The sequence below is a fragment of the Acidovorax sp. GW823-FHT05D11 genome, assembly GCF_058795695.1.
Map to the genome: position 1 here is coordinate 4,571,570 of NZ_CM179502.1, position 17,401 is coordinate 4,588,970.

Here is a 17,401-nt window from a genome sequence, read left to right on the forward strand (position 1 = left end):
CCATGGATGTATCCCGCACCCGGGCCCTGCGCGGCCCCAACCTCTGGAGCCGCCACATGGCCATCGAGGCCGTGGTTGCCTGCACCGAAGCCGAACGCGCCGTTGGCCAGATGCCCGGATTCGAAGCGCGGCTGCGGGCCCTGTTCCCCGCCATCGGCGTCCTTCATGCCGAAGGGAGCACCGACATTTCCCTGGCGCACGTGCTGCAGACGGCCGCGCTGAACCTGCAGGCCCAGGCCGGCTGCCCCGTGACCTTCGCGCGCACCACCGCCACCACCGACGCGGGCGTGTACCAGGTCGTGGTCGAGTACAGCGAAGAGGCCGTGGGCCGCCAGGCGTTCGAAGACGCCCAGCAGCTCATCCAGGCCGCGCTCGGCCACGGCGGCTTCGATGCCGACGCGGTGATCGCCAAGCTGCGCGAGCTCGACGAAGACGAGCGCCTGGGCCCGAGCACCGGCTCCATCGTGGATGCGGCCGTGGCGCGCGGCATCCCCTACCGGCGCCTCACGCGCGGCAGCCTGGTGCAGTTCGGCTGGGGCTCCAAGCAGCGCCGCATCCAGGCCGCCGAGGTCGACTCGACCAGCGCCGTGGCCGAATCCATCGGCCAGGACAAGGACCTGACCAAGCGCCTGCTGCATGCGGCCGGCGTGCCGGTGCCGCTGGGCAAGCCGGTCGAGACGCTCGACGAGGCCTGGGAAGTGGCCCAGAAGGTGGGCCTGCCCGTGGTCGTGAAGCCGCAGGACGGCAACCAGGGCAAGGGCGTGACGGTGAACATCACCGACCGCGCGCAGCTCGAGGAAGCCTTCCGCACCGCAGCCGAATACGGCACGGTGATGGTCGAGCGCTTCCTGCCAGGCCACGATTTCCGCCTGCTCGTGGTGGGCGACCAGCTCGTGGCCGCCGCACGCCGCGAGCCGCCCCAGGTGCTGGGTGACGGCCAGCACACGGTGCGCGAACTGGTCCACCAGGTCAACCTGGACCCGCGCCGCGGCGAAGGCCACGCGACCTCGCTCACCAAGATCCGCCTGGATGACATCGCCGTGGCCCGCCTGGCCATGCAGGGCCTGACGCCCGACTCGGTGCCGCCCAAGGGCCAGCGCGTCATCCTGCGCAACAACGCCAACCTGTCCACCGGCGGCACCGCCACCGACGTGACCGACGACGTGCACCCCGAGGTCGCCGCGCGCGCCGTGGCCGCGGCGCAGATGGTGGGCCTGCACATCTGCGGCGTCGACATGGTGGCCGAAACCGTGCTGCGCCCGCTCGAAGAACAGGGCGGCGGTTTCGTCGAGGTGAATGCCGCCCCCGGCCTGCGCATGCACCTGGCACCCAGCTACGGCAAGCCGCGCAACGTGGGCCAGGCCATGGTGGACAAGCTGTACGCCCATGGCGACGACGGCCGCATTCCGGTCGTGGCGGTCACGGGCACCAATGGCAAGACCACCACGGCGCGCCTGATCGCCCACCTGTTCACGGCCCAGGGCCTGCGCGTGGGCATGACCAACACCGACGGCGTGTACGTGAACGGCCGCCAGATCGACAGCGGCGACTGCAGCGGCCCCAAGAGCGCGCGCAACGTGCTGCTGCACCCCGAGGTGGACGCGGCTGTGTTCGAGACGGCGCGCGGCGGCATCCTGCGCGAAGGCCTGGGCTTCGACCGCTGCCAGGTGGCCGTGGTGACCAACATCGGCGCGGGCGACCACCTGGGCCTGAACTACATCACCACGGTGGAAGACCTGGCCGTGCTCAAGCGCGTGATCGTGCAGAACGTGGCCACCACGGGCTATGGCGTGCTCAACGCCGCCGACCCCATCGTGGCGGCCATGGCGCCCGCCTGCCCCGGCAAGATCATCTTCTTTGCGAGCGACCGCCACCACCCCGTGATGGCCACGCACCGCGCGCAGGGCCACCGCACCGTGTACGTGGACGGCGACTCCATCGTGGCCTCGGAAGGCTCGTGGCGCGAGACCATCCACCTGCGCGACGTGCCCATCACGCGCAACGGCAAGATCGGCTTCCAGGTCGAGAACGTCATGGCCTCCGTGGCCGCCGCCTGGGGCGTGGGCATGCCCTGGCAGACCATCCGCCGCGGCCTGTCGGGCTTTGTGAACGACAGTGACAACGCGCCCGGCCGCTTCAACATCATGGACTACCGGGGCGCCACCGTGATCGCCGACTACGGCCACAACCCCGACGCCATGCGCGCCCTGGTGGGTGCCGTGGACGCGCTGCCCGCCAAGCGCCGCAGCGTGGTCATCAGCGGCGCGGGCGACCGCCGCGACGAGGACATCCGCGACCAGACCGTGATCCTGGGTGCCGCGTTCGACGACGTGATCCTGTACCAGGACGCCGCGCAGCGCGGCCGTGCCGACGGCGAAGTGATGGCCCTGCTGCGCGAAGGCCTGGTGGGCGCATCGCGCACCACGCACGTGGAAGAGATCCGCGGCGAATTCATCGCCATCGACGCCGCCCTGGCGCGCCTGCAGCCCGGCGACCTGTGCCTGGTGCTGGTGGACCAGGTGGAAGAAGCGCTGGCCCATCTGGCACAGCGCTGCGCCGACGCCGGGGCCACGGCGTGACGAAATCATCCACCGCCACCGCCACCGGCCTGCGCCGTGCCCGCCGCTGGGCCATGGCGGCGGCGTGCGCACTGACCGTGGTGCTGCCGGCGCTGGCGGCCACGGGCGAGAAGATCGGCACGGTGGACACCGCCTTCCAGTGGCTGGGCCGCGACCACGACATCATCGTGGAGGCCTACGACGACCCCGGCGTGCAGGGCGTGACCTGCTACGTCTCGCGCGCGCGCACCGGCGGCATCAAGGGATCGCTGGGCCTGGCCGAGGACCGGGCCGAGGCCTCCATCGCCTGCCGCCAGGTCGGGCCCATCAGCTTCACCGAGCCGCTCAAGAAGCAGGAAGAAGTCTTCAGCGAACGCATGTCCATCCTGTTCAAGCGCCTGCGCATCGTGCGCATGGTGGACGCCCCGCGCAACACGCTGGTGTACCTGACGTATTCAGAAAAGCTGGTGGACGGATCGCCCCAGAACAGCGTGACCGCCGTGCCCGTGGACCGCGCCACGGCCATCCCGCTGCGCAAGTGACACGCAGTCACCGTCCGTCGCCGTAGCGGGACGTACGTCACCACCAACAGAAAAGGGGCCTTGAGCCCCTTTTCTTTTGATAAAACCAGCCTCTACCGCTTGACTGGCAAGCGCGAACAGCTATTAATCCAATAGCATCACCTCATCCAGCCTGCTGCGCCGCAATCTGCCGCAGCGCCTGCTCGAACACCTCCACCGGCTGGCCGCCCTGGATCAGGTGCCGCTCGTTGATGATGATCGCCGGCACCGAATGGATGCCGCTTTGCAGATACAACTGCTCCCGCTCGCGCACCTCGTCCGTGAAGCGATCAGATGCGAGCAGCGCACGCGCCTCGGCCACGTCCAGCCCCACCTCGCCCGCCACCCGCGCCAGCACCTCGTGGTTGCTCGGGTCCTGCCCATCGGTGAAATAGGCCTTGAACAGTGCCTTCTTCAGCGCGGGCTGCACGCCCTGCTCTTCGGCCCAGTGCAGCAGCCGGTGCGCATCGAAGGTGTTGTAGATGCGGCTGCGTTTGTCCATGCTGAAGGTAAAACCCAGCTCCGCCCCGCGCGCCGCGATGGCCTCGCGGTTCTTCTGGCTCTGCGCAGGCGTCGCGCCGTACTTTTCTTGCAGGTGCTCGCCGATGTCCTGCCCCTCGGGGCCCATCTGCGGGTTCAGCTCGAATGGCTGAAAGTGCAGGTCCAGCGCCACCTCGTCCTTGAGGCGGTCCGCCGCCTGCTCCAGCGACCGCAGGCCGATGATGCACCAGGGGCAGGAGACATCGGAGACGAAATCGATCTTGAGGGTGGTGGGGTTGGGCATGGGAGGGCCTTGGGAAGGGAAGAAGGACGGGATGGTAGGCGGGGTGGGATAACCGTGGTGGGAGGGGGTTTACTGAGCAGGTCGGCGCCGCCGACTGCGAAGCGGCCAGTGATGTCGGCCCCCTGAGCTCACGGTCCAGGTCACGCGGCGGTCATGCATGCGCCAGTGACTTCTCGGACCCAGCGGCCGGTTGCAAAGGGCTGCAGGCCCTGCCAGCCAACCGGTAGGTTCACCACGCCTGAACGTCCGCTGACCCGGGCCAATCCGGCGTGAACCTGCATGCGGCCTATTGAACCCGCAGCACCTCAAACTGCTGTCGGATTGGAGCGACCTGTATCGACACCTCACCCCCCTCGCATTTGCCCAGCATGGCCCTGCCCAGTGGGGCTTCGCTGCTGATGACCTGAACGGGCTGGGCGCCGTTGACCAGCTTCATGCTGCCCCCATCCGGACCGAGAAAGAGCTGCTGCCGCTTGTCGTCGGAATCGACCAGGCAAACCAGTGCGCCGAGCTGTATACCTTTGCTGGCGTCGTAGGGTCGCGGGCGGAATTGGCGCCAATTGGCCATCGCCTGGCGGATGGCTTCGGCGCGCCGGGCTTGGCCGGTGGCCAGGTAGGCGGCTTCGAGTCCCAATGTGTCGTATTTGTTTTCGGCGATGTTTTCTTCGTGGGTCGCCGTTTCATGGGCCGCACGCACTGCCTGTTCGGCTTGCAGCAGGTCTTCGGCGAGCCGTTCCAGCACCTGCTGCCGCAGCAAGAATTTATCCATGATGATGGGTCGGCATCTCGAACAAGCGGGGGTGGGTCTTGATTGCGAAGGGCTTCGGGCTCCACCAGCCTTGGACGCTTCTGTTGGCTGCGGGTTGACTTCAGCCCTGGGCACTGTCGTGTCGTCCATTTCGGTGCATCGAACGGCAGGAACTGGCCGATGGTACCCATTCGCGAAAGTGGGGCGCATGCCCGCAACCCGCCTGAAGCTGCGGCCCGCCAAAGCCGAGCGATCTCTAGGCGCGCGCCCTCAACTCCGTCTTCAACACCTTCCCATAACTATTCTTGGGCAACCCCTCCACCCACCGATACACCTTCGGCCGCTTGAACCGCGCAATGTGCTCTCCGCACAGCGCATCCAGCACCGCATCCCCCACCGGCCCGCCCTCGCCCGCCACAAGATACGCCACCACCACCTCGCCCCACTCGGCATCGCGCTGGCCCACCACGGCCACCTCGCGGACCTGGGGGTGCAGCAGCAGGACCTCTTCCACCTCGCGCGGGTAGATGTTGCTGCCGCCGGAGATGATCACGTCCTTCGACCGGTCCTTCAGCGTCAGGAAGCCCTCCGCATCCAGCACGCCCAAGTCACCCGTGTGCAGCCAGCCGCCCTGCAGCGTGCGCGCGGTGGCGTCGGGGTTGTTCCAGTAGCCGGGCATGACGGTGTCGCCGCGCACCAGCACCTCGCCGGTCTCGCCCGTGGGCAGGGGCTGGCCTTGGGCGTCGGCCACGCGCACCTCCACCAGCGACTGCGCGACGCCGACCGAGGCCATGCGGTCGGCCCAGCGGGGGTGGGTGATGTCGGCCAGGTGCGCGCGTGACAGCGCGGTGATGGTCATGGGGCTTTCCCCCTGGCCGTAGATCTGCACGAAGCGATCGTCGCCCATCACGGCCATGGCGGCGCGCAGGTCGTCGGCATACATGGGGCCGCCGCCGTAGACAATCGTTTTGAAGCCCGATACGTCGGCACCCGCGGCGCGCACGTGGTCCACCAGGCGGTGCACCATGGTGGGCGCGGCAAACAGGGTGAGCTGGCCCACCGATGCGGCCAGCTGCACCAGCTCGGCGGGGTCGAAGCCGCCGGACACCGGCACCACGTGCCGCCCGCCGCGCAGCACCTGGGCGTAGTTGTACAGGCCCGCGCCGTGCGACATGGGCGCGGCGTAGACCATGGCGTCGCCGGGCAGCACGTCGTCCACGTCGGTGAAGTAGCAGGCCGTCATGGCCAGCAGGTTGCGGTGCGTCTGCATCACGCCCTTGGGCCGGCCGGTGGTGCCGGATGTGTAGAACAGCGATGCGATGTCGTCCGGGGCGCGGTCGTGCACGGGCATGGGCATGGGCATGGGCATGGGCATGGGCATGGGCATGGGAGCACCGTGCTGCTGCATGGCCTGCTGGTAGTCGGCAGAGCCCAGCACCAGGGTGGCTGCGGGGTCTGCGCTCGCCTCGCGCGCGGCGGGGTGCAAGGCCTCGGACACCAGCACCACGCGCGCACCGGAGTCGGCCAGCACGTAGGCCAGCTCCTTGGCGTGCAGCTTGTAGTTGACGGGCACGGACACGGCGCCGGCCCACACGATGGCGTGCAGCGCCTCCAGGTACTCGGGCGCGTTGGCGGCGTAGATGGCCACGCGGTCGCCGGGCAACACGCCGTAGCGTGTACGCAGGCTGGCGGCCAGCGCGGCGGTGCGTGCGCCCAGCGTTTGGTAGTCGAAGAGCACACGGTCGCCGTGCAGCACGGCGGGCTGGTGGGCATGCAGTTGCGCGCTGCGGCGCAGCAGGTGGGCGATGTTCATCGGACGCCCCGCGCGCCGGGGATGGTGGTGCCTGCCCTGCTGGTACTGCCCGTACTGCCCGTACTGCTTGTATTGCTTGCCCTGCTGGTCGTCGCCGCTTGCCGCATGCCTTGCCTCCTTGCCATGAGACAGCCACTGTACGCAAGAGAGGCCTGGGCGCACAGTCGCTCCACTACGCAAGGGGAAACCCGGGTGGGCCGCAGGGCTGGCAGCCGGCGCCGCGATGCACCTGGTTACCAGATGCCCGCAATTCCCCACAAGCCGTGGCGTTGAAAGCGCGCACCCTAGACTGCACCTGACTCCGCACGCCGCCCCACCGCCTTCTGGCACGGGCAGCGTGACAGCCCCCTCCATTTCACGGCCTTGCAGGCCCGCACCGCATGACTCCAGAACAGCAAAAATCCATTCTCACCATCGCCTTGCTGGCCGCGTTTGCGGACGGCACCAAGGGCGACGCCGAGCGTGAAGAGATCCGCCGCATCGCCCAGTCGCTGGCGGGCGACAGCGGCATGGCCGACCTGCCGCGCATCTACCAGGACGTGCTGCTCAAGCGCACCACGGTGCAGGCCGCCGCCGCCGCGCTGACCGACCCCGGCCACCGCCAGCTGGCCTACGAGATGGCGGTGTGCGTGTGCGACGTGGACGGCCGCCAGACGCCGGCGGAGGCGCAGTTCCTGGCCACGCTCAAGTCCGCGCTGCAGCTGGGCGCGCAGCAAACCGCCGCCTTCGAGCACGAGGCCGATGCGCTGGTGGACGTGGCCGAGAAGACGGCCCCCTCGGCCGTGCCCTGGTGGGTGGCGGGTGCTGCCACCGGTGCTGCGGCCTATGCAGCAGCCGCCGCGTCGGCGCCTTCTTCTTCGTCGTCTGCATCCGTGCCGGTGCCCGCACCCGCAGGCCCGGGCGATGCCGAGCTGGACAAGTCCATCCTGAACTACGCGATGCTCAACGGCGCTCTGGAGCTGCTGCCGCAGTCGTGGGCGTCGATGGCCATCATCCCGATGCAGGTGAAGATGGTCTACGGCATCGGCAAGGCGCACGGCGTGGAGCTGGACCAGGGCCACATCAAGGAGTTCATCGCCGCGGCGGGCGTGGGCATGACGTCGCAGTACCTGGAGCAGTTTGGCCGCAAGCTGCTCGGCGGCCTGCTGGGCAAGGTGGCGGGCCGCACCATTGGAGGCGTAGGCAGCGCGGCCACCGGCATGGCGTTTTCGTTTGCCACCACGTATGCGCTGGGCCAGGTGGCCAAGCGCTACTACGCGGGCGGCCGGGTGATGAGCACCGCCATGCTGCGCGACAGCTTTCAGAACCTGCTGGGCCCGGCCAAGCAGATGCAGTCGCAGTACCTGCCGCAGATCCAGCAGAAGGCCGCCACGCTGGATGCGGGCAAGATCATGGCCATGGTGCGCGGCACCTGACCCACGGGGCCTGGCAAGATTGCTATATTTTTAATAGCGTCCAGCGCTTGACAGACAAGCGCCAGCGGCTCATTCAAGGCCCGATCCCGGGGCCTGCGGCATGCGCCCAGGGGCGCCGGCGCGCGGCGCGGGCCCGGCGGCGCTGCAGCCGCGCCACGCGCGCGCGCAGGCCCTGTGGCGCCAACACCGGCCCATGACAGAATCGGCCCATGCTCGACCACACGGATCCTGTCGCCTCCATCATCCCGGCCATGTCGCTCGATTCACCGTCCGACAACGCCATGACGGCGCTCTCCCGGCTGGCGCTGGGGCCCGTGAACACCGCGTACTACCTGGCCGTCTTCGAGCGCTTTGACAACACCGGCCGCACCACCACCACCTGGAACTGGGCCGCGTGTCTGGCCACGCTCAACTGGATGCTGTTTCGCCAGTTGTGGAGCGCCGCGCTGGTCTACGTGGCGGCCGCCGAGGGGCTGGCGCTGATCGTGTTCGGCGTCGGCCGCTCCTTCCTGCAGTGGCCGCCGGGCGTGGAACTGGGGGTGCTGGGCGCCTTCGCCGTCCTGGCCTTCGCGGTGCCCGGCCTGTATGGCAACGCCATCCTGTATGCCGACATCCGCAAGCGGGTGGCGCGCGCCCTGGCCGCCTCCCGCACCCTGCCCGAGGCCAGCGCGCTGCTGGAGAAGCAGGCCAGCTCGCGCAAGCGGCTGCAGGCGCTGGTGCTGGCCAACCTGGTGCTGGCGGCCGCGGCGGCGCTGGCCTACCTGGCCTGGGCCCCTTCGGCCACCAGGCCCCTGGCACTGGAACCGGCGGTGACCGTCGCCCAGGCCACCGCGACAGCCGCGTCCAGGCCCGGCGCGGCGGCGTCTTCTGCACCAGCACCAGCACCAGCGCCCGCCCCCGCACCGGCACCGGTACCTGCATCCACGCCCGCTGCCTCGGCCCCCATGCCGAGCACCTCCGCCGCCGCGGCGACGGCGGCGCCCCCACCACCGGTGCCGCGTCCACGGCGGCGGCACCGCCCGGGGCACCAGCGGCCGCGCCGGCAGGCAAAACCCCGCCACCGGCCACCCAGGCAGCGCCCGCCACCGCGAGCCCTTCCGTACCCACGGCCCCCACGGCGCCGCCGGCCGCCAGCGCGCCAGTCTCCTCGCCGGCCACCAAGGCCACCTCCAAATCCCCGGCCAAGGCAGCACCCGGCGCGGCCAGCACACCGGCGCCCGCCGCCGAGCCAGCAAGCCGCGCGGCCTCCACCGCGAAGCCTTCCAAGGCGGCCAAGGCACCACCCGCCCCAGCCGCTGCCCCAGCGGCCTCCACCACCCTGCCCACCGTGGGCACCGCGGCGGGCTACTACATCAACGTGGGGCTCTTTGCCGACGAAGCCAACGCCCGCAAGGCCCAGGCCCGGCTGCTCAACGAAGGGCTTCCGGCCTTCCGCCAGGAGCTGAACAGCGCCAAGGGCCGCCGCATCCGTGTCCGCGTGGGGCCCTACGAAAGCCGCACGCAGGCCGACGCGGCGGCCGGGTCGATCCGGGCGATGGCGCTGGAAGCCGTGGTCTTCAGGCAATAGACAAATAAATAGGCGCGGGCCCGCGCGCAGCGGCCCACCCCGGCGCCGGGCGCGCCGTCCTACGCCCCGGGCGCGCTGGCGCCGACGCCCGCACCCCAGGCGCGCCGGTAGGCTGCATGCACCACACCGCCACCGCCATGAACCGCACGCCCCGCCCTGCCCTGCATCTCTCCACGCGCCGCCTGGCCACCATCGCGGCCATGGCCGCGGGCGCGTTGCTGGCCACCGCCTGTGCGCCATGGCGCATCTGGACGGTGGCGGAGCTGGCCCGTGGCGCGCGGCCCTTCACCGCACACCCCGCCCAGCCGGACAAACGCCTGCTGGTCGTGGGCGACAGCACCGCCGTCGGCACCGGGGCCAGCACGCCCGCGCAAAGCCTGCCGGGCCTGATCGGCCAGCAGCACCCGCGGTGGCGCATCGACAACCTGGCGGCCAATGGCGCACGGTTTGCCGACGTGGCCGCGCAGCTGGAGCGCGCGGACGGTGGCTACGACATGGTGCTCGTGCTCGCGGGCGGGAACGACGTGATCCGCTTCACGCCCGCGGACACGCTGCGCGCCGAGCTGCAAAGGACCATGTCGCTGGCCCTGCAGAAAGGGCGCCGCGTGGTGCTCATGCCCTGCGGCGACGTGGGCCATGCACCGTTCTTCGCGCCGCCGCTGTCCTGGGTCATGTCGCGCCGTTCGAAGCGCCTGCACGCCCTGGCGCAGGAGGCCGCCGCGGACCACGGCGCGCACTACGTGCGCCTGCTCAGGCCCCGGGACCAGGACCCCTTCGTGTCCCGGCGGGACACCTTGAATGCCGCCGACGGACTGCACCCCAGCAGCGCGGGGTACCAGGAGTGGTACCGCGCGCTGGCGGCCCAGGGCGGACTGCCCGCGCCCTGACGGCACGCGCGGGCGCCGCGCGCACCGGATGCAGGCCGCGCCCGCCGGGGCGGCCCGCGTCAGCGCGCCCCGTCGATTTCCGCCAGCCAGTCCTGGACCTGCCGGATGACCCAGCGCGGGTCGTCCAGCGGCAGATCGTGCCCTGCGCGGGGGTGCAGCACCACGGGCACCCGCCACGCGCTGGCCACGGCCTGCGAGCACTGGCTGCGCACCAGGCCGTCCCCGTGGCTCGCCAGCAGCAGAATGCGCGCCACGGGCCCCACCCGGGGCGCACGGTAGCGGGCCGCCGCCACCAGCTGGCGCAGCGCATTGGCGGCCCGCACCGGGCGGCGCGCGCGCACGGCGGCCCAGTCCCGCACCACCTGCTGGCGCTCAGGCGCGCTGTTGCTGGTCAGGCGCAAGACCACCTGCTCGATCTGTTGCGGCGCGCCGCCCCACAGCGCCAGGCGCAGCAGCGCCGCGTAGTTGCGCGGCCGCAGGCGGTGATAGAAGGGGCTGAAAGGGCGAAAGCTCGTGTTGATCAGCACGCAGCCCGCCACCTCCGCGGGGGCCACCCGCGCCCACTCGGTCGCCACCATGGCTCCCAGCGACACGGCCAGCAGGTGGTAGGGCGGCGCGATGCCACGCCCGGCCAGCGCCTCGCGGCACGCCCGCACCATGGCGGGCACCGACAGCGGCGAAGGCTGGCGGTGGAGCTGGCCGTTGCCGGGCAGGTCGAGCGGCAGCACCCGGTCCCGGGGCAAGGCACGCTCGAAATCCGCCAGGAAGTCCCCCCAGTGGGCGGACTCCCGCGCCAGGCCCCTGAGCAAGATCCACTGGCGCATGGGCGCAGGCCTTCAGTACCACGCGGCCAGGGCATCCGCCCTGCGCTGCGCGCGCTGCCCCGGTGCGGGCACCCAGCGCCCGTGGCTGCAGGCCGCGCGGGCCAGGAAATCGAGCAGCGACAGATGGCGCCGCAGCACGCGCTGCTGCCGGTGGTCGATGAGCGGGTTGAAGATGCCATTGCGCGAGAACAGCTGGCGCGGGTTCTTCTTGATCCACAGCCAGGAGCCCATCTCCAGCGTCAGCGGCAGGAACGTGTGCGCGGGCACGTCGCGGCAGGCCTGCAGGTACAGGTGGTCCCACAGGTCGCCGTGCGCCAGGTACTGCGCGCTCTGCGGCTCGATGACGTACGGGTGGTGGCTGTGGGCCTGCAGGAAGATCTCCTGCAGCGCGTGCAGCTCGGCCAGGTGCGCGATGGGCTTGCGCGTGTGGGCAAACGGGAACCACAGGCGGTCCCGGGCGCCAAATCCCGAATGGCAGTCGATGGCGATGCTGAAAGGCCGCGCCAGCAGCTCCTCGGACGCCACCTCGCACAGGGCCTGGCTTTCCGGCTCCATGGCATCGCCCGCGCGCCCTCGGTACCAGGGAAGCCCCGCGCTCACCCGCTGCCCGCCGATCCACGGCGGTACCCGGTCGGTGGCGTCCACCGGCGCGTTGCGCATCAGGTCCACGCCGCGCGGATTGGCGCGCGTGGCGGCCCACATGCCGCCCGGATTGACGATGGGCATGAAGACCATGCGCATGTGCTCGAGCTGGCGGTGCAGCGTGGTGTCCCACTGCAGCCGCATCACCACGTTCTGCAGGTAGGCCAGGACCACCTCGGCGCCGATGCGCTCCAGGCCATGCACGCCACCGAAGAACCCGACCGCCGGAACGTCCGGCGCCGGATTGCCCAGGCCAATGGCATGGATCGGAAAGCAGTGGCCCGAGGCCGTCTGCACCTGCCGCACCACCCGCACCTGCAAGTGGGACGCACCGAGTTCGATGATCTTTTCGAGCGCCAGCAACTCGGGCAGCGTGTTCATGGTGGGTGGCAAGGGTGGCGCGAAACCGGGCGACAGGGCGACAGTGCAACGAAGAGCGAGCATATGCCCGGCCCGCAGGCACCGGCAACGCCATCGCGCGCCCTGTATGAATTCAGCGAAACGACGCGGAACTGTCACACAAGCACGTTAACTTGCCCGCAGACAACCTGTTCAAAGAGGCACACGATCATGCTCTGGAGATGGCTCGGACTGCAGCGGCTGCTGGATGAACTCTTCGATGCCCCCGGCTGGCCGAGCTTCGACCTGCCCCGCACCGATGGATGGGCGCATGAAGACGCAGCAGCCACGGCGCAGGACTGAAGTGCGCCGCCTGGCCGTGCTGTGCGGCACCCTCGGCTGCGCGCTGGCCTGGGGCCTGGTGGAGCTGCTGGCGCTCCAGCGCCAGCGCTACCACCAGTGGCGCCAGCGCCACCAGACGCCGGCACACCGCTGACGGCGGCCCGCGGCAGCGCCCGCACGCGGCGGCGGCGGGCATGCGGCCGGCCCCACCGGCACCGCTTCGGGCATGCCTTTCACCCGCTGTTTCAGAAGCCTCTGGCGCAGGCGGGTCTTCACATTTGCGGGGTGTGCCGCAGTCGCACCTAAAATTGCGCACCTTCCCTTCAATGGGGGGAGGCACACTGCAACTCTGAAGCAAAGAAGAATCATCATCATGGCAACTGCAAAGAAAACCCCAGCGCCCGCAAAGAAGACCGTCAAGGCGGCAGCTCCAGCTGCTGCGAAGAAGGCAGCACCCGCCGCCAAGAAGGCAGCGGCACCCGCGAAGAAAGCCGCCGCTCCAGCAGCGAAGAAGGCCGCCGCCCCCGTGGCCAAGCCGGTCGCCGTGGGCATCAAGCCGATCAAGACGGCCTTCAACAAGACCACGCTGATCGCCCACCTGGCCGAGCAGGCTGGCGTGGAACCCAAGGCCACCAAGGCCGTGCTGGCCGCGCTGGAAGCGACCATCCTGGGCTCCGTGCACAAGAAGGGTTCCGGCGAATTCACGCTGCCCGGCCTCATGAAGATCGGCCTGCAGCAGATTCCCGCCAAGAAGAAGCGCTTCGGCAAGGACCCTTTCACCGGTGAAGAGCGCTGGTTCCCCGCCAAGCCCGCCGCGGTGAAGATCAAGACCCGCGCGCTGAAGAAGCTCAAGGACGCAACGGCCTGATAAATCAGCCCGCGCTCCCCAGCGACAAGGACCAGATGCCTCCGGGCGTCTGGTCCTTTTTCTTTGGGCGGCTCAATTGCGCTCCGGTGGACTCAGTTGGGCTGGCAGTGCCCCGTGGCGCCGTCGCAGCCCAGGCAGTCCACCTGCAGCACCAGGCCCGCCACCAGCGGCCGCAGGCCCACCTCGGCCGCGCGCAGCTCCAGTTCGTTGCGCAGCTGTGCGCCGGGCAGCGTGGCCGAGCGCTCGCACCGGCGGCAGGCCATGCGCACGTCGGCCGACGGCGGCGGCGCAAAGGGCCGCAGGCGGTACACGGTGTGGCGCCGGTCGCTGCGGTCGTGCAGCAGCACGCCCAGGGTCTGCAGCTCGTGGATGATGCGGTACACCGTGCTGGTGCTCACGTGCGTGCCGCGCAGCAGCATCTGGTGAAAGGCGTCGTCCGCGCCGATGCCCGCGCTGCCCGCCGTCTGAATCACCTGCAGCACGCCGATGCGCGCCGTCGTGGGGCGAAGCCCCGCAGTGCGCAGCCGCTGCAGCAGGCTCACGGGCCCCGTCATTGGGGCGGCAGTTCCTCCGCTCGCCCCTCCGTTCATGGCCGCGCTCATGGCCGAACGGTGGCGGCCACGCGGTCCGGGCCGGCGTCTGCACCGGGCTGCCAGCCCCCGCCCAGCGCGCGGTACAGCGCCACCTGCGCCTGCCACTCGGCCTGGTGCAGCTGGGCCGCCATGTCCTGCGCGGCATACAGGGTGCGCTGCGCATCCAGCAGCGTGAGCAGCGTCTCGGCCCCGGCGCGGTAGCGCGACTGCGCCAGCGTGGCCGCCCGCTGCGCCTGCTGCACCACCTGCGCCTGCGCGGTGCGCTGCGCCTGCGTGCCCGCCACCGCCTGCAGGGCTTGCTCCACATCGCTCACGGCCGCCACGATGCTGGAGCGGTACTGCGCCAGCAGTTCGGCCTGCCGTGCCTGGGCCGCATCGCGGTCGGCGGCCAGGCGCCCGCCGTTGAAGATGGGCGCCGCCAACGCGGCGGCCAGGCTGTAGAGCGGGTTGTCGAACACGCGCGGCAGGTTGCTACCCCCGGTGCCCAGGCTGGCGCTCAGGCTGATGCGCGGCAGCAGCGCCGCGCGGGCTGCGGCCACGTCGGCGTGGGCGGCCTGAAGCCGCGCCTCGGCCCGCGCGATGTCGGGCCGCCGCACCAGCAGGCCGGCGGGCGACCCGGCAGCGGGCGCCAGCGTCTGCGTGGCGGGCAACGCGCTGGCCTGCACCACCGGCCACTGCGCCTGGCCCAGCAGAGCGGCCAGCGCCGTGTGCGCACCCGACACCTGCTGGCGCCGTGCCTCCAGCACCTGCCGCTGCGTGGCCACCAGGCCGCGCTGCTGCGCCTGCTCGAGCTGCGTGGCGGCCCCGGCGCGCGCGCGCGACTCGACCACGGCCAGCACGCGCTCGGCGCTGTGCAGGTTCAGTTCGGCAATCGCCAGGCGCTCGCGCCCGCCCACCAGCTGCAGCCAGGCATGCGCCACCGCCGCCGTCAGCGTGATCTGCACCGCGCCCCGGTCGTGCACGCTGGCCGTGCGCAGGGCCTGGGCACTGGCGCGCTCGGCACCCAGGCGGCCCCAGGCATCGAGCTCGTAGCTGGCGACGAGTGCGGCGCCGATCTGGTTGCCGGCCACCTCGGCCTGCCCGCCGGCACGGGCCTGGCGGCGGGCGTCGAGCGTGCCGGTCACGGCGGGCAGCAGGCTGGCGCCGGCGGCCCGCGCCACGGCATCGGCCTGCTGCACCCGCGCGATGGCGGCGGCGAGGTCCGGGCTCTGCGCGTGGGCGGCGCGGATGAGCGCGTCGAGCTCTGCGACGCCGAGCGCAGAGACATCCGTCGCCACCCCCTGAGCGGGCGGCACCGGGCTGGTCCAGTGCACGGGCAAGGCGGGTGCGGCAGCGGCAGCGGCATCTTCAGGCAGCGGCTGCACCGCGGCGCAGCCACTGAGCAGCAGCACACCAGCGGCAAGACAGGACACAGAGGCAATACAAGTGCGCATACCAACCATCACAATCATTCAGAGGCCAGGGCCACCACGGGGTCGAGCCTGGCGGCGCGGCGCGCGGGCATGTAGCCGAACACCAGCCCCGTGGCCACGGCGCAGGCAAAGGCACCGCCCATGGCGGTGAGCGAGAAGATCACGGGCACGCCCGACACGATGAGCACCGCGCCCACGGCCAGGCCGATGGCCAGGCCCGCCGCGCCGCCCACCAGCGTGACGAGCACGGCCTCGGTGAGGAACTGGCGCAGGATGTCGCCCTGCCGCGCGCCGGTGGCCATGCGGATGCCGATCTCACGCGTGCGCTCGCGCACCGTCATCAGCATCACGTTCATCACGCCGATGCCGCCCACCACCAGCGACACGGCCGCGATCAGGCCCAGCATCATGGTCATGGCGTTGCGTGTCTGCGCCTCAGCCTGCAGCTTGGCCGCCGCGTTGCCGATGCGAAAGTCCTCGCGCCCGTGGCGCGACAGCAGCAGGGCGTGCATGGCCTTCTCGGCCGCCTGCACCTGCTCCACCGACGCGGCAGCGACCACGGTGTAGTCGGGCTGGGTCTGCACGCGGTACACGCGGGCGCGGCCCGACTGGTAGGGAATGAACACCATGTCGTCGTAGTTCTGCGCGCCCGAGTCGGCGCCGCGCTCGGCCATCACGCCGATCACCTCGAACGGTGCGTTGCCGATCAGCAGGTGGCGGCCCAGCGGGTTCGGGTGGTCCGGAAAGAACTGCGCGCTGGCCTTGTGCCCCAGCACCACCAGCGGCGCCAGGTCGCGGTCTTCGGCCGCGCTGTAGTAGCGGCCCTGGGCCACTTTCCAGTGGTGCACGCGGGGCATGTCCTCGCTGGCGGCGAACACGTAGATCTGCCGCTCGACGTTGCCATGGCGCACGGGGATGGGGTCGCCGATGACGGGCATCACGTGGCCGATCTCGGGCAGGCGGGCGATGGCCTCCAGGTCCTCTGCGGTGATCTCGCCCTGCGGCCCGCCCTCGCGCGGGTGGCTGGCGCCCAGGTACATGATGGTGGTGCCCATGGAGCCCATCTGCTCCACCACGCGCTGCTTGGCGCCCTCGCCCACGCCCATCATCACGATGACCGACGCCACGCCGATGACGATGCCCAGCAGCGTGAGCCCGGTGCGCGCGCGGTTGATGCGCATGCCGCGCCAGGCCGAGCGGGCGGCCTCGGCCAGTTCGGCCCAGAAGGCGCGTCCGGAATTTTTGCTACTATTTTTATAGCTGCTTGCGCTTGCTGGTTGCGCGGTAGAGGCATTTTTTTCTTCAAACGTCCTTGCCACAGCAGCACCGCTGTCCGCCACGATCTCGCCGTCGCGGATCTCGATCACGCGGCGCGCCTGGGCGGCCACTTCGCGGTCGTGGGTGATGAGCACGATGGTGTGGCCCGCGTCCGCCAGCTCGTGCAGCAGCGCCATCACCTCGGCGCCGCTGTGGGTGTCCAGCGCGCCGGTGGGCTCGTCGGCCAGGATGATGCGGCCGCCGTTCATCAGCGCCCGGGCAATGGACACGCGCTGCTGCTGCCCGCCCGACAGCTGGGTGGGCCGGTGGTGCAGCTTGTCGGCCAGGCCCAGGCGCGTCAGCAGCGCCGCCGCGCGGCGGGTACGCTCCTCGCGCGGGGTGCCAGCGTAGATGGCGGGCACCTCGACGTTCTCGCACGCCGACTCGGCGCGGATCAGGTGGTAGCCCTGAAAGACGAAGCCGAAGGCCTCGCGCCGCAGCCAGGCCAGCTGGTCGGCGTCGAAGCCCGCCACGTCTTCGCCCTGGAAGCGGTAGCTGCCGCTGCTGGGCTTGTCCAGGCAACCGAGCAGGTTCATGAGCGTGGACTTGCCCGAGCCCGACGCGCCCACGATGGCGACGAACTCGCCCGCGTGGATGGACAGCGAGATGCCACGCAGCACCTCCACCTCGGGCTGCTCGCCACCGCCGTAGCGGCGGCGCACGCCGCGCAGCTCGATCAGCGGCACACCAGGGGCGGCGTGCAAGACGCCGTGCAGGGTGTCGTGTTGGATG

17 protein-coding genes are annotated in these 17,401 nt (G+C 70.8%); 8 read left to right on the forward strand and 9 right to left on the reverse strand.

All coding sequences use genetic code 11. From position 1 onward, the window contains the following. Positions 1 to 2 precede the first annotated feature (2 nt). Both cphA and AC3RCE_RS21025 read left to right on the forward strand, forming a co-directional pair. The gene (gene cphA / locus AC3RCE_RS21020) at positions 3 to 2,579 is read left to right on the forward strand and encodes a cyanophycin synthetase (RefSeq protein WP_218296100.1); all 2,577 of its coding nucleotides are present in this window, start codon (positions 3 to 5) and stop codon (positions 2,577 to 2,579) included. A 53-nt stretch (positions 2,580 to 2,632) separates the two neighbouring features. Continuing rightward, a complete protein-coding gene (locus AC3RCE_RS21025) occupies positions 2,633 to 3,100 on the forward strand; it encodes a CreA family protein (RefSeq protein WP_492255419.1) in 468 nt (155 codons plus the stop codon). 142 nt (positions 3,101 to 3,242) lie between these two features. Here AC3RCE_RS21025 and AC3RCE_RS21030 read toward each other — a convergent pair whose 3' ends face one another. The 3 genes from AC3RCE_RS21030 to AC3RCE_RS21040 form a co-directional block, all read right to left on the reverse strand. Next, a complete protein-coding gene (locus AC3RCE_RS21030; RefSeq protein ID WP_492253858.1) occupies positions 3,243 to 3,902 on the reverse strand; it encodes a DsbA family oxidoreductase in 660 nt (219 codons plus the stop codon). A gap of 286 nt (positions 3,903 to 4,188) precedes the next feature. Then, positions 4,189 to 4,671, reverse strand: coding sequence for a GreA/GreB family elongation factor (locus AC3RCE_RS21035; RefSeq protein ID WP_492253859.1), 483 nt, complete (start codon positions 4,669 to 4,671; stop codon positions 4,189 to 4,191). Between the two features lie 235 nt (positions 4,672 to 4,906). Continuing rightward, complete coding sequence (locus tag AC3RCE_RS21040) at positions 4,907 to 6,463, reverse strand: AMP-binding protein (RefSeq protein ID WP_492253860.1); 1,557 nt, start codon at positions 6,461 to 6,463, stop codon at positions 4,907 to 4,909. Positions 6,464 to 6,843: 380 nt separating this feature from the next. Here AC3RCE_RS21040 and AC3RCE_RS21045 point away from each other — a divergent pair, with 380 nt between their 5' ends. Continuing rightward, positions 6,844 to 7,878 (forward strand): YcjF family protein, encoded by a 1,035-nt coding sequence (locus tag AC3RCE_RS21045; protein WP_492253861.1) that lies wholly within the window; start codon positions 6,844 to 6,846, stop codon positions 7,876 to 7,878. Positions 7,879 to 8,635: 757 nt separating this feature from the next. On the opposite strand, the gene AC3RCE_RS21050 is transcribed toward AC3RCE_RS21045, so the two are convergent. Then, positions 8,636 to 8,824 (reverse strand): hypothetical protein, encoded by a 189-nt coding sequence (locus AC3RCE_RS21050; RefSeq protein WP_492253862.1) that lies wholly within the window; start codon positions 8,822 to 8,824, stop codon positions 8,636 to 8,638. A 381-nt stretch (positions 8,825 to 9,205) separates the two neighbouring features. On the opposite strand from AC3RCE_RS21050, the gene AC3RCE_RS21055 reads away from it, so the two are divergent. Further along, positions 9,206 to 9,445 (forward strand): SPOR domain-containing protein, encoded by a 240-nt coding sequence (locus tag AC3RCE_RS21055; RefSeq protein ID WP_492253863.1) that lies wholly within the window; start codon positions 9,206 to 9,208, stop codon positions 9,443 to 9,445. A gap of 137 nt (positions 9,446 to 9,582) precedes the next feature. Further along, entirely contained in the window at positions 9,583 to 10,332 is a 750-nt protein-coding gene (locus AC3RCE_RS21060) for an SGNH/GDSL hydrolase family protein (protein WP_492253864.1), read from the forward strand. 59 nt (positions 10,333 to 10,391) lie between these two features. Here AC3RCE_RS21060 and AC3RCE_RS21065 read toward each other — a convergent pair whose 3' ends face one another. After that, positions 10,392 to 11,156, reverse strand: a complete 765-nt coding sequence (locus AC3RCE_RS21065; RefSeq protein ID WP_218339721.1) for an alpha/beta fold hydrolase — start codon at positions 11,154 to 11,156, stop codon at positions 10,392 to 10,394. A gap of 12 nt (positions 11,157 to 11,168) precedes the next feature. Next, positions 11,169 to 12,179 carry a M14 family zinc carboxypeptidase gene (locus AC3RCE_RS21070; protein WP_218339722.1) on the reverse strand — a complete coding sequence of 337 codons (1,011 nt, stop codon included), beginning with the start codon at positions 12,177 to 12,179 and terminating at the stop codon, positions 11,169 to 11,171. Between the two features lie 189 nt (positions 12,180 to 12,368). On the opposite strand from AC3RCE_RS21070, the gene AC3RCE_RS21075 reads away from it, so the two are divergent. The 3 genes from AC3RCE_RS21075 (at position 12,369) to AC3RCE_RS21085 (ending at position 13,347) form a co-directional block, all read left to right on the forward strand. Continuing rightward, positions 12,369 to 12,500 carry a hypothetical protein gene (locus AC3RCE_RS21075; protein WP_255591040.1) on the forward strand — a complete coding sequence of 44 codons (132 nt, stop codon included), beginning with the start codon at positions 12,369 to 12,371 and terminating at the stop codon, positions 12,498 to 12,500. Further along, positions 12,469 to 12,633 (forward strand): hypothetical protein, encoded by a 165-nt coding sequence (locus AC3RCE_RS21080; RefSeq protein ID WP_218296109.1) that lies wholly within the window; start codon positions 12,469 to 12,471, stop codon positions 12,631 to 12,633. The genes AC3RCE_RS21075 and AC3RCE_RS21080 overlap by 32 nt, the downstream gene beginning before the upstream one ends. Before the next feature lie 219 nt (positions 12,634 to 12,852). Beyond that, positions 12,853 to 13,347, forward strand: coding sequence for an HU family DNA-binding protein (locus AC3RCE_RS21085; RefSeq protein ID WP_218296110.1), 495 nt, complete (start codon positions 12,853 to 12,855; stop codon positions 13,345 to 13,347). Positions 13,348 to 13,439: 92 nt separating this feature from the next. On the opposite strand, the gene AC3RCE_RS21090 is transcribed toward AC3RCE_RS21085, so the two are convergent. From AC3RCE_RS21090 to AC3RCE_RS21100, 3 genes are read right to left on the reverse strand one after another with little or no spacing between them, the layout of a single operon-like run. Further along, entirely contained in the window at positions 13,440 to 13,901 is a 462-nt protein-coding gene (locus AC3RCE_RS21090) for a transcriptional repressor (RefSeq protein ID WP_492253865.1), read from the reverse strand. 44 nt (positions 13,902 to 13,945) lie between these two features. Continuing rightward, on the reverse strand, positions 13,946 to 15,352 hold the full coding sequence (locus AC3RCE_RS21095) for an efflux transporter outer membrane subunit (protein ID WP_492253866.1): 1,407 nt from the start codon (positions 15,350 to 15,352) through the stop codon (positions 13,946 to 13,948). Positions 15,353 to 15,387: 35 nt separating this feature from the next. Then, positions 15,388 to 17,373 carry a MacB family efflux pump subunit gene (locus AC3RCE_RS21100; protein ID WP_492255420.1) on the reverse strand — a complete coding sequence of 662 codons (1,986 nt, stop codon included), beginning with the start codon at positions 17,371 to 17,373 and terminating at the stop codon, positions 15,388 to 15,390. Between the last annotated feature and the right edge of the window lie 28 nt (positions 17,374 to 17,401).

What these genes read in the sequence shown, in the direction of transcription:
- cphA (WP_218296100.1), top strand. Translation starts at nt 3, where the DNA reads ATGGATGTATCCCGCACCCGGGCCCTGCGCGGCCCCAACCTCTGGAGC.
- AC3RCE_RS21025 (WP_492255419.1), top strand. Translation starts at nt 2,633, where the DNA reads ATGGCGGCGGCGTGCGCACTGACCGTGGTGCTGCCGGCGCTGGCGGCC.
- AC3RCE_RS21030 (WP_492253858.1), bottom strand. Translation starts at nt 3,902, where the DNA reads ATGCCCAACCCCACCACCCTCAAGATCGATTTCGTCTCCGATGTCTCC.
- AC3RCE_RS21035 (WP_492253859.1), bottom strand. Translation starts at nt 4,671, where the DNA reads ATGGATAAATTCTTGCTGCGGCAGCAGGTGCTGGAACGGCTCGCCGAA.
- AC3RCE_RS21040 (WP_492253860.1), bottom strand. Translation starts at nt 6,463, where the DNA reads ATGAACATCGCCCACCTGCTGCGCCGCAGCGCGCAACTGCATGCCCAC.
- AC3RCE_RS21045 (WP_492253861.1), top strand. Translation starts at nt 6,844, where the DNA reads ATGACTCCAGAACAGCAAAAATCCATTCTCACCATCGCCTTGCTGGCC.
- AC3RCE_RS21050 (WP_492253862.1), bottom strand. Translation starts at nt 8,824, where the DNA reads ATGGGGGCCGAGGCAGCGGGCGTGGATGCAGGTACCGGTGCCGGTGCG.
- AC3RCE_RS21060 (WP_492253864.1), top strand. Translation starts at nt 9,583, where the DNA reads ATGAACCGCACGCCCCGCCCTGCCCTGCATCTCTCCACGCGCCGCCTG.
- AC3RCE_RS21065 (WP_218339721.1), bottom strand. Translation starts at nt 11,156, where the DNA reads ATGCGCCAGTGGATCTTGCTCAGGGGCCTGGCGCGGGAGTCCGCCCAC.
- AC3RCE_RS21070 (WP_218339722.1), bottom strand. Translation starts at nt 12,179, where the DNA reads ATGAACACGCTGCCCGAGTTGCTGGCGCTCGAAAAGATCATCGAACTC.
- AC3RCE_RS21075 (WP_255591040.1), top strand. Translation starts at nt 12,369, where the DNA reads ATGCTCTGGAGATGGCTCGGACTGCAGCGGCTGCTGGATGAACTCTTC.
- AC3RCE_RS21080 (WP_218296109.1), top strand. Translation starts at nt 12,469, where the DNA reads ATGAAGACGCAGCAGCCACGGCGCAGGACTGAAGTGCGCCGCCTGGCC.
- AC3RCE_RS21085 (WP_218296110.1), top strand. Translation starts at nt 12,853, where the DNA reads ATGGCAACTGCAAAGAAAACCCCAGCGCCCGCAAAGAAGACCGTCAAG.
- AC3RCE_RS21090 (WP_492253865.1), bottom strand. Translation starts at nt 13,901, where the DNA reads ATGACGGGGCCCGTGAGCCTGCTGCAGCGGCTGCGCACTGCGGGGCTT.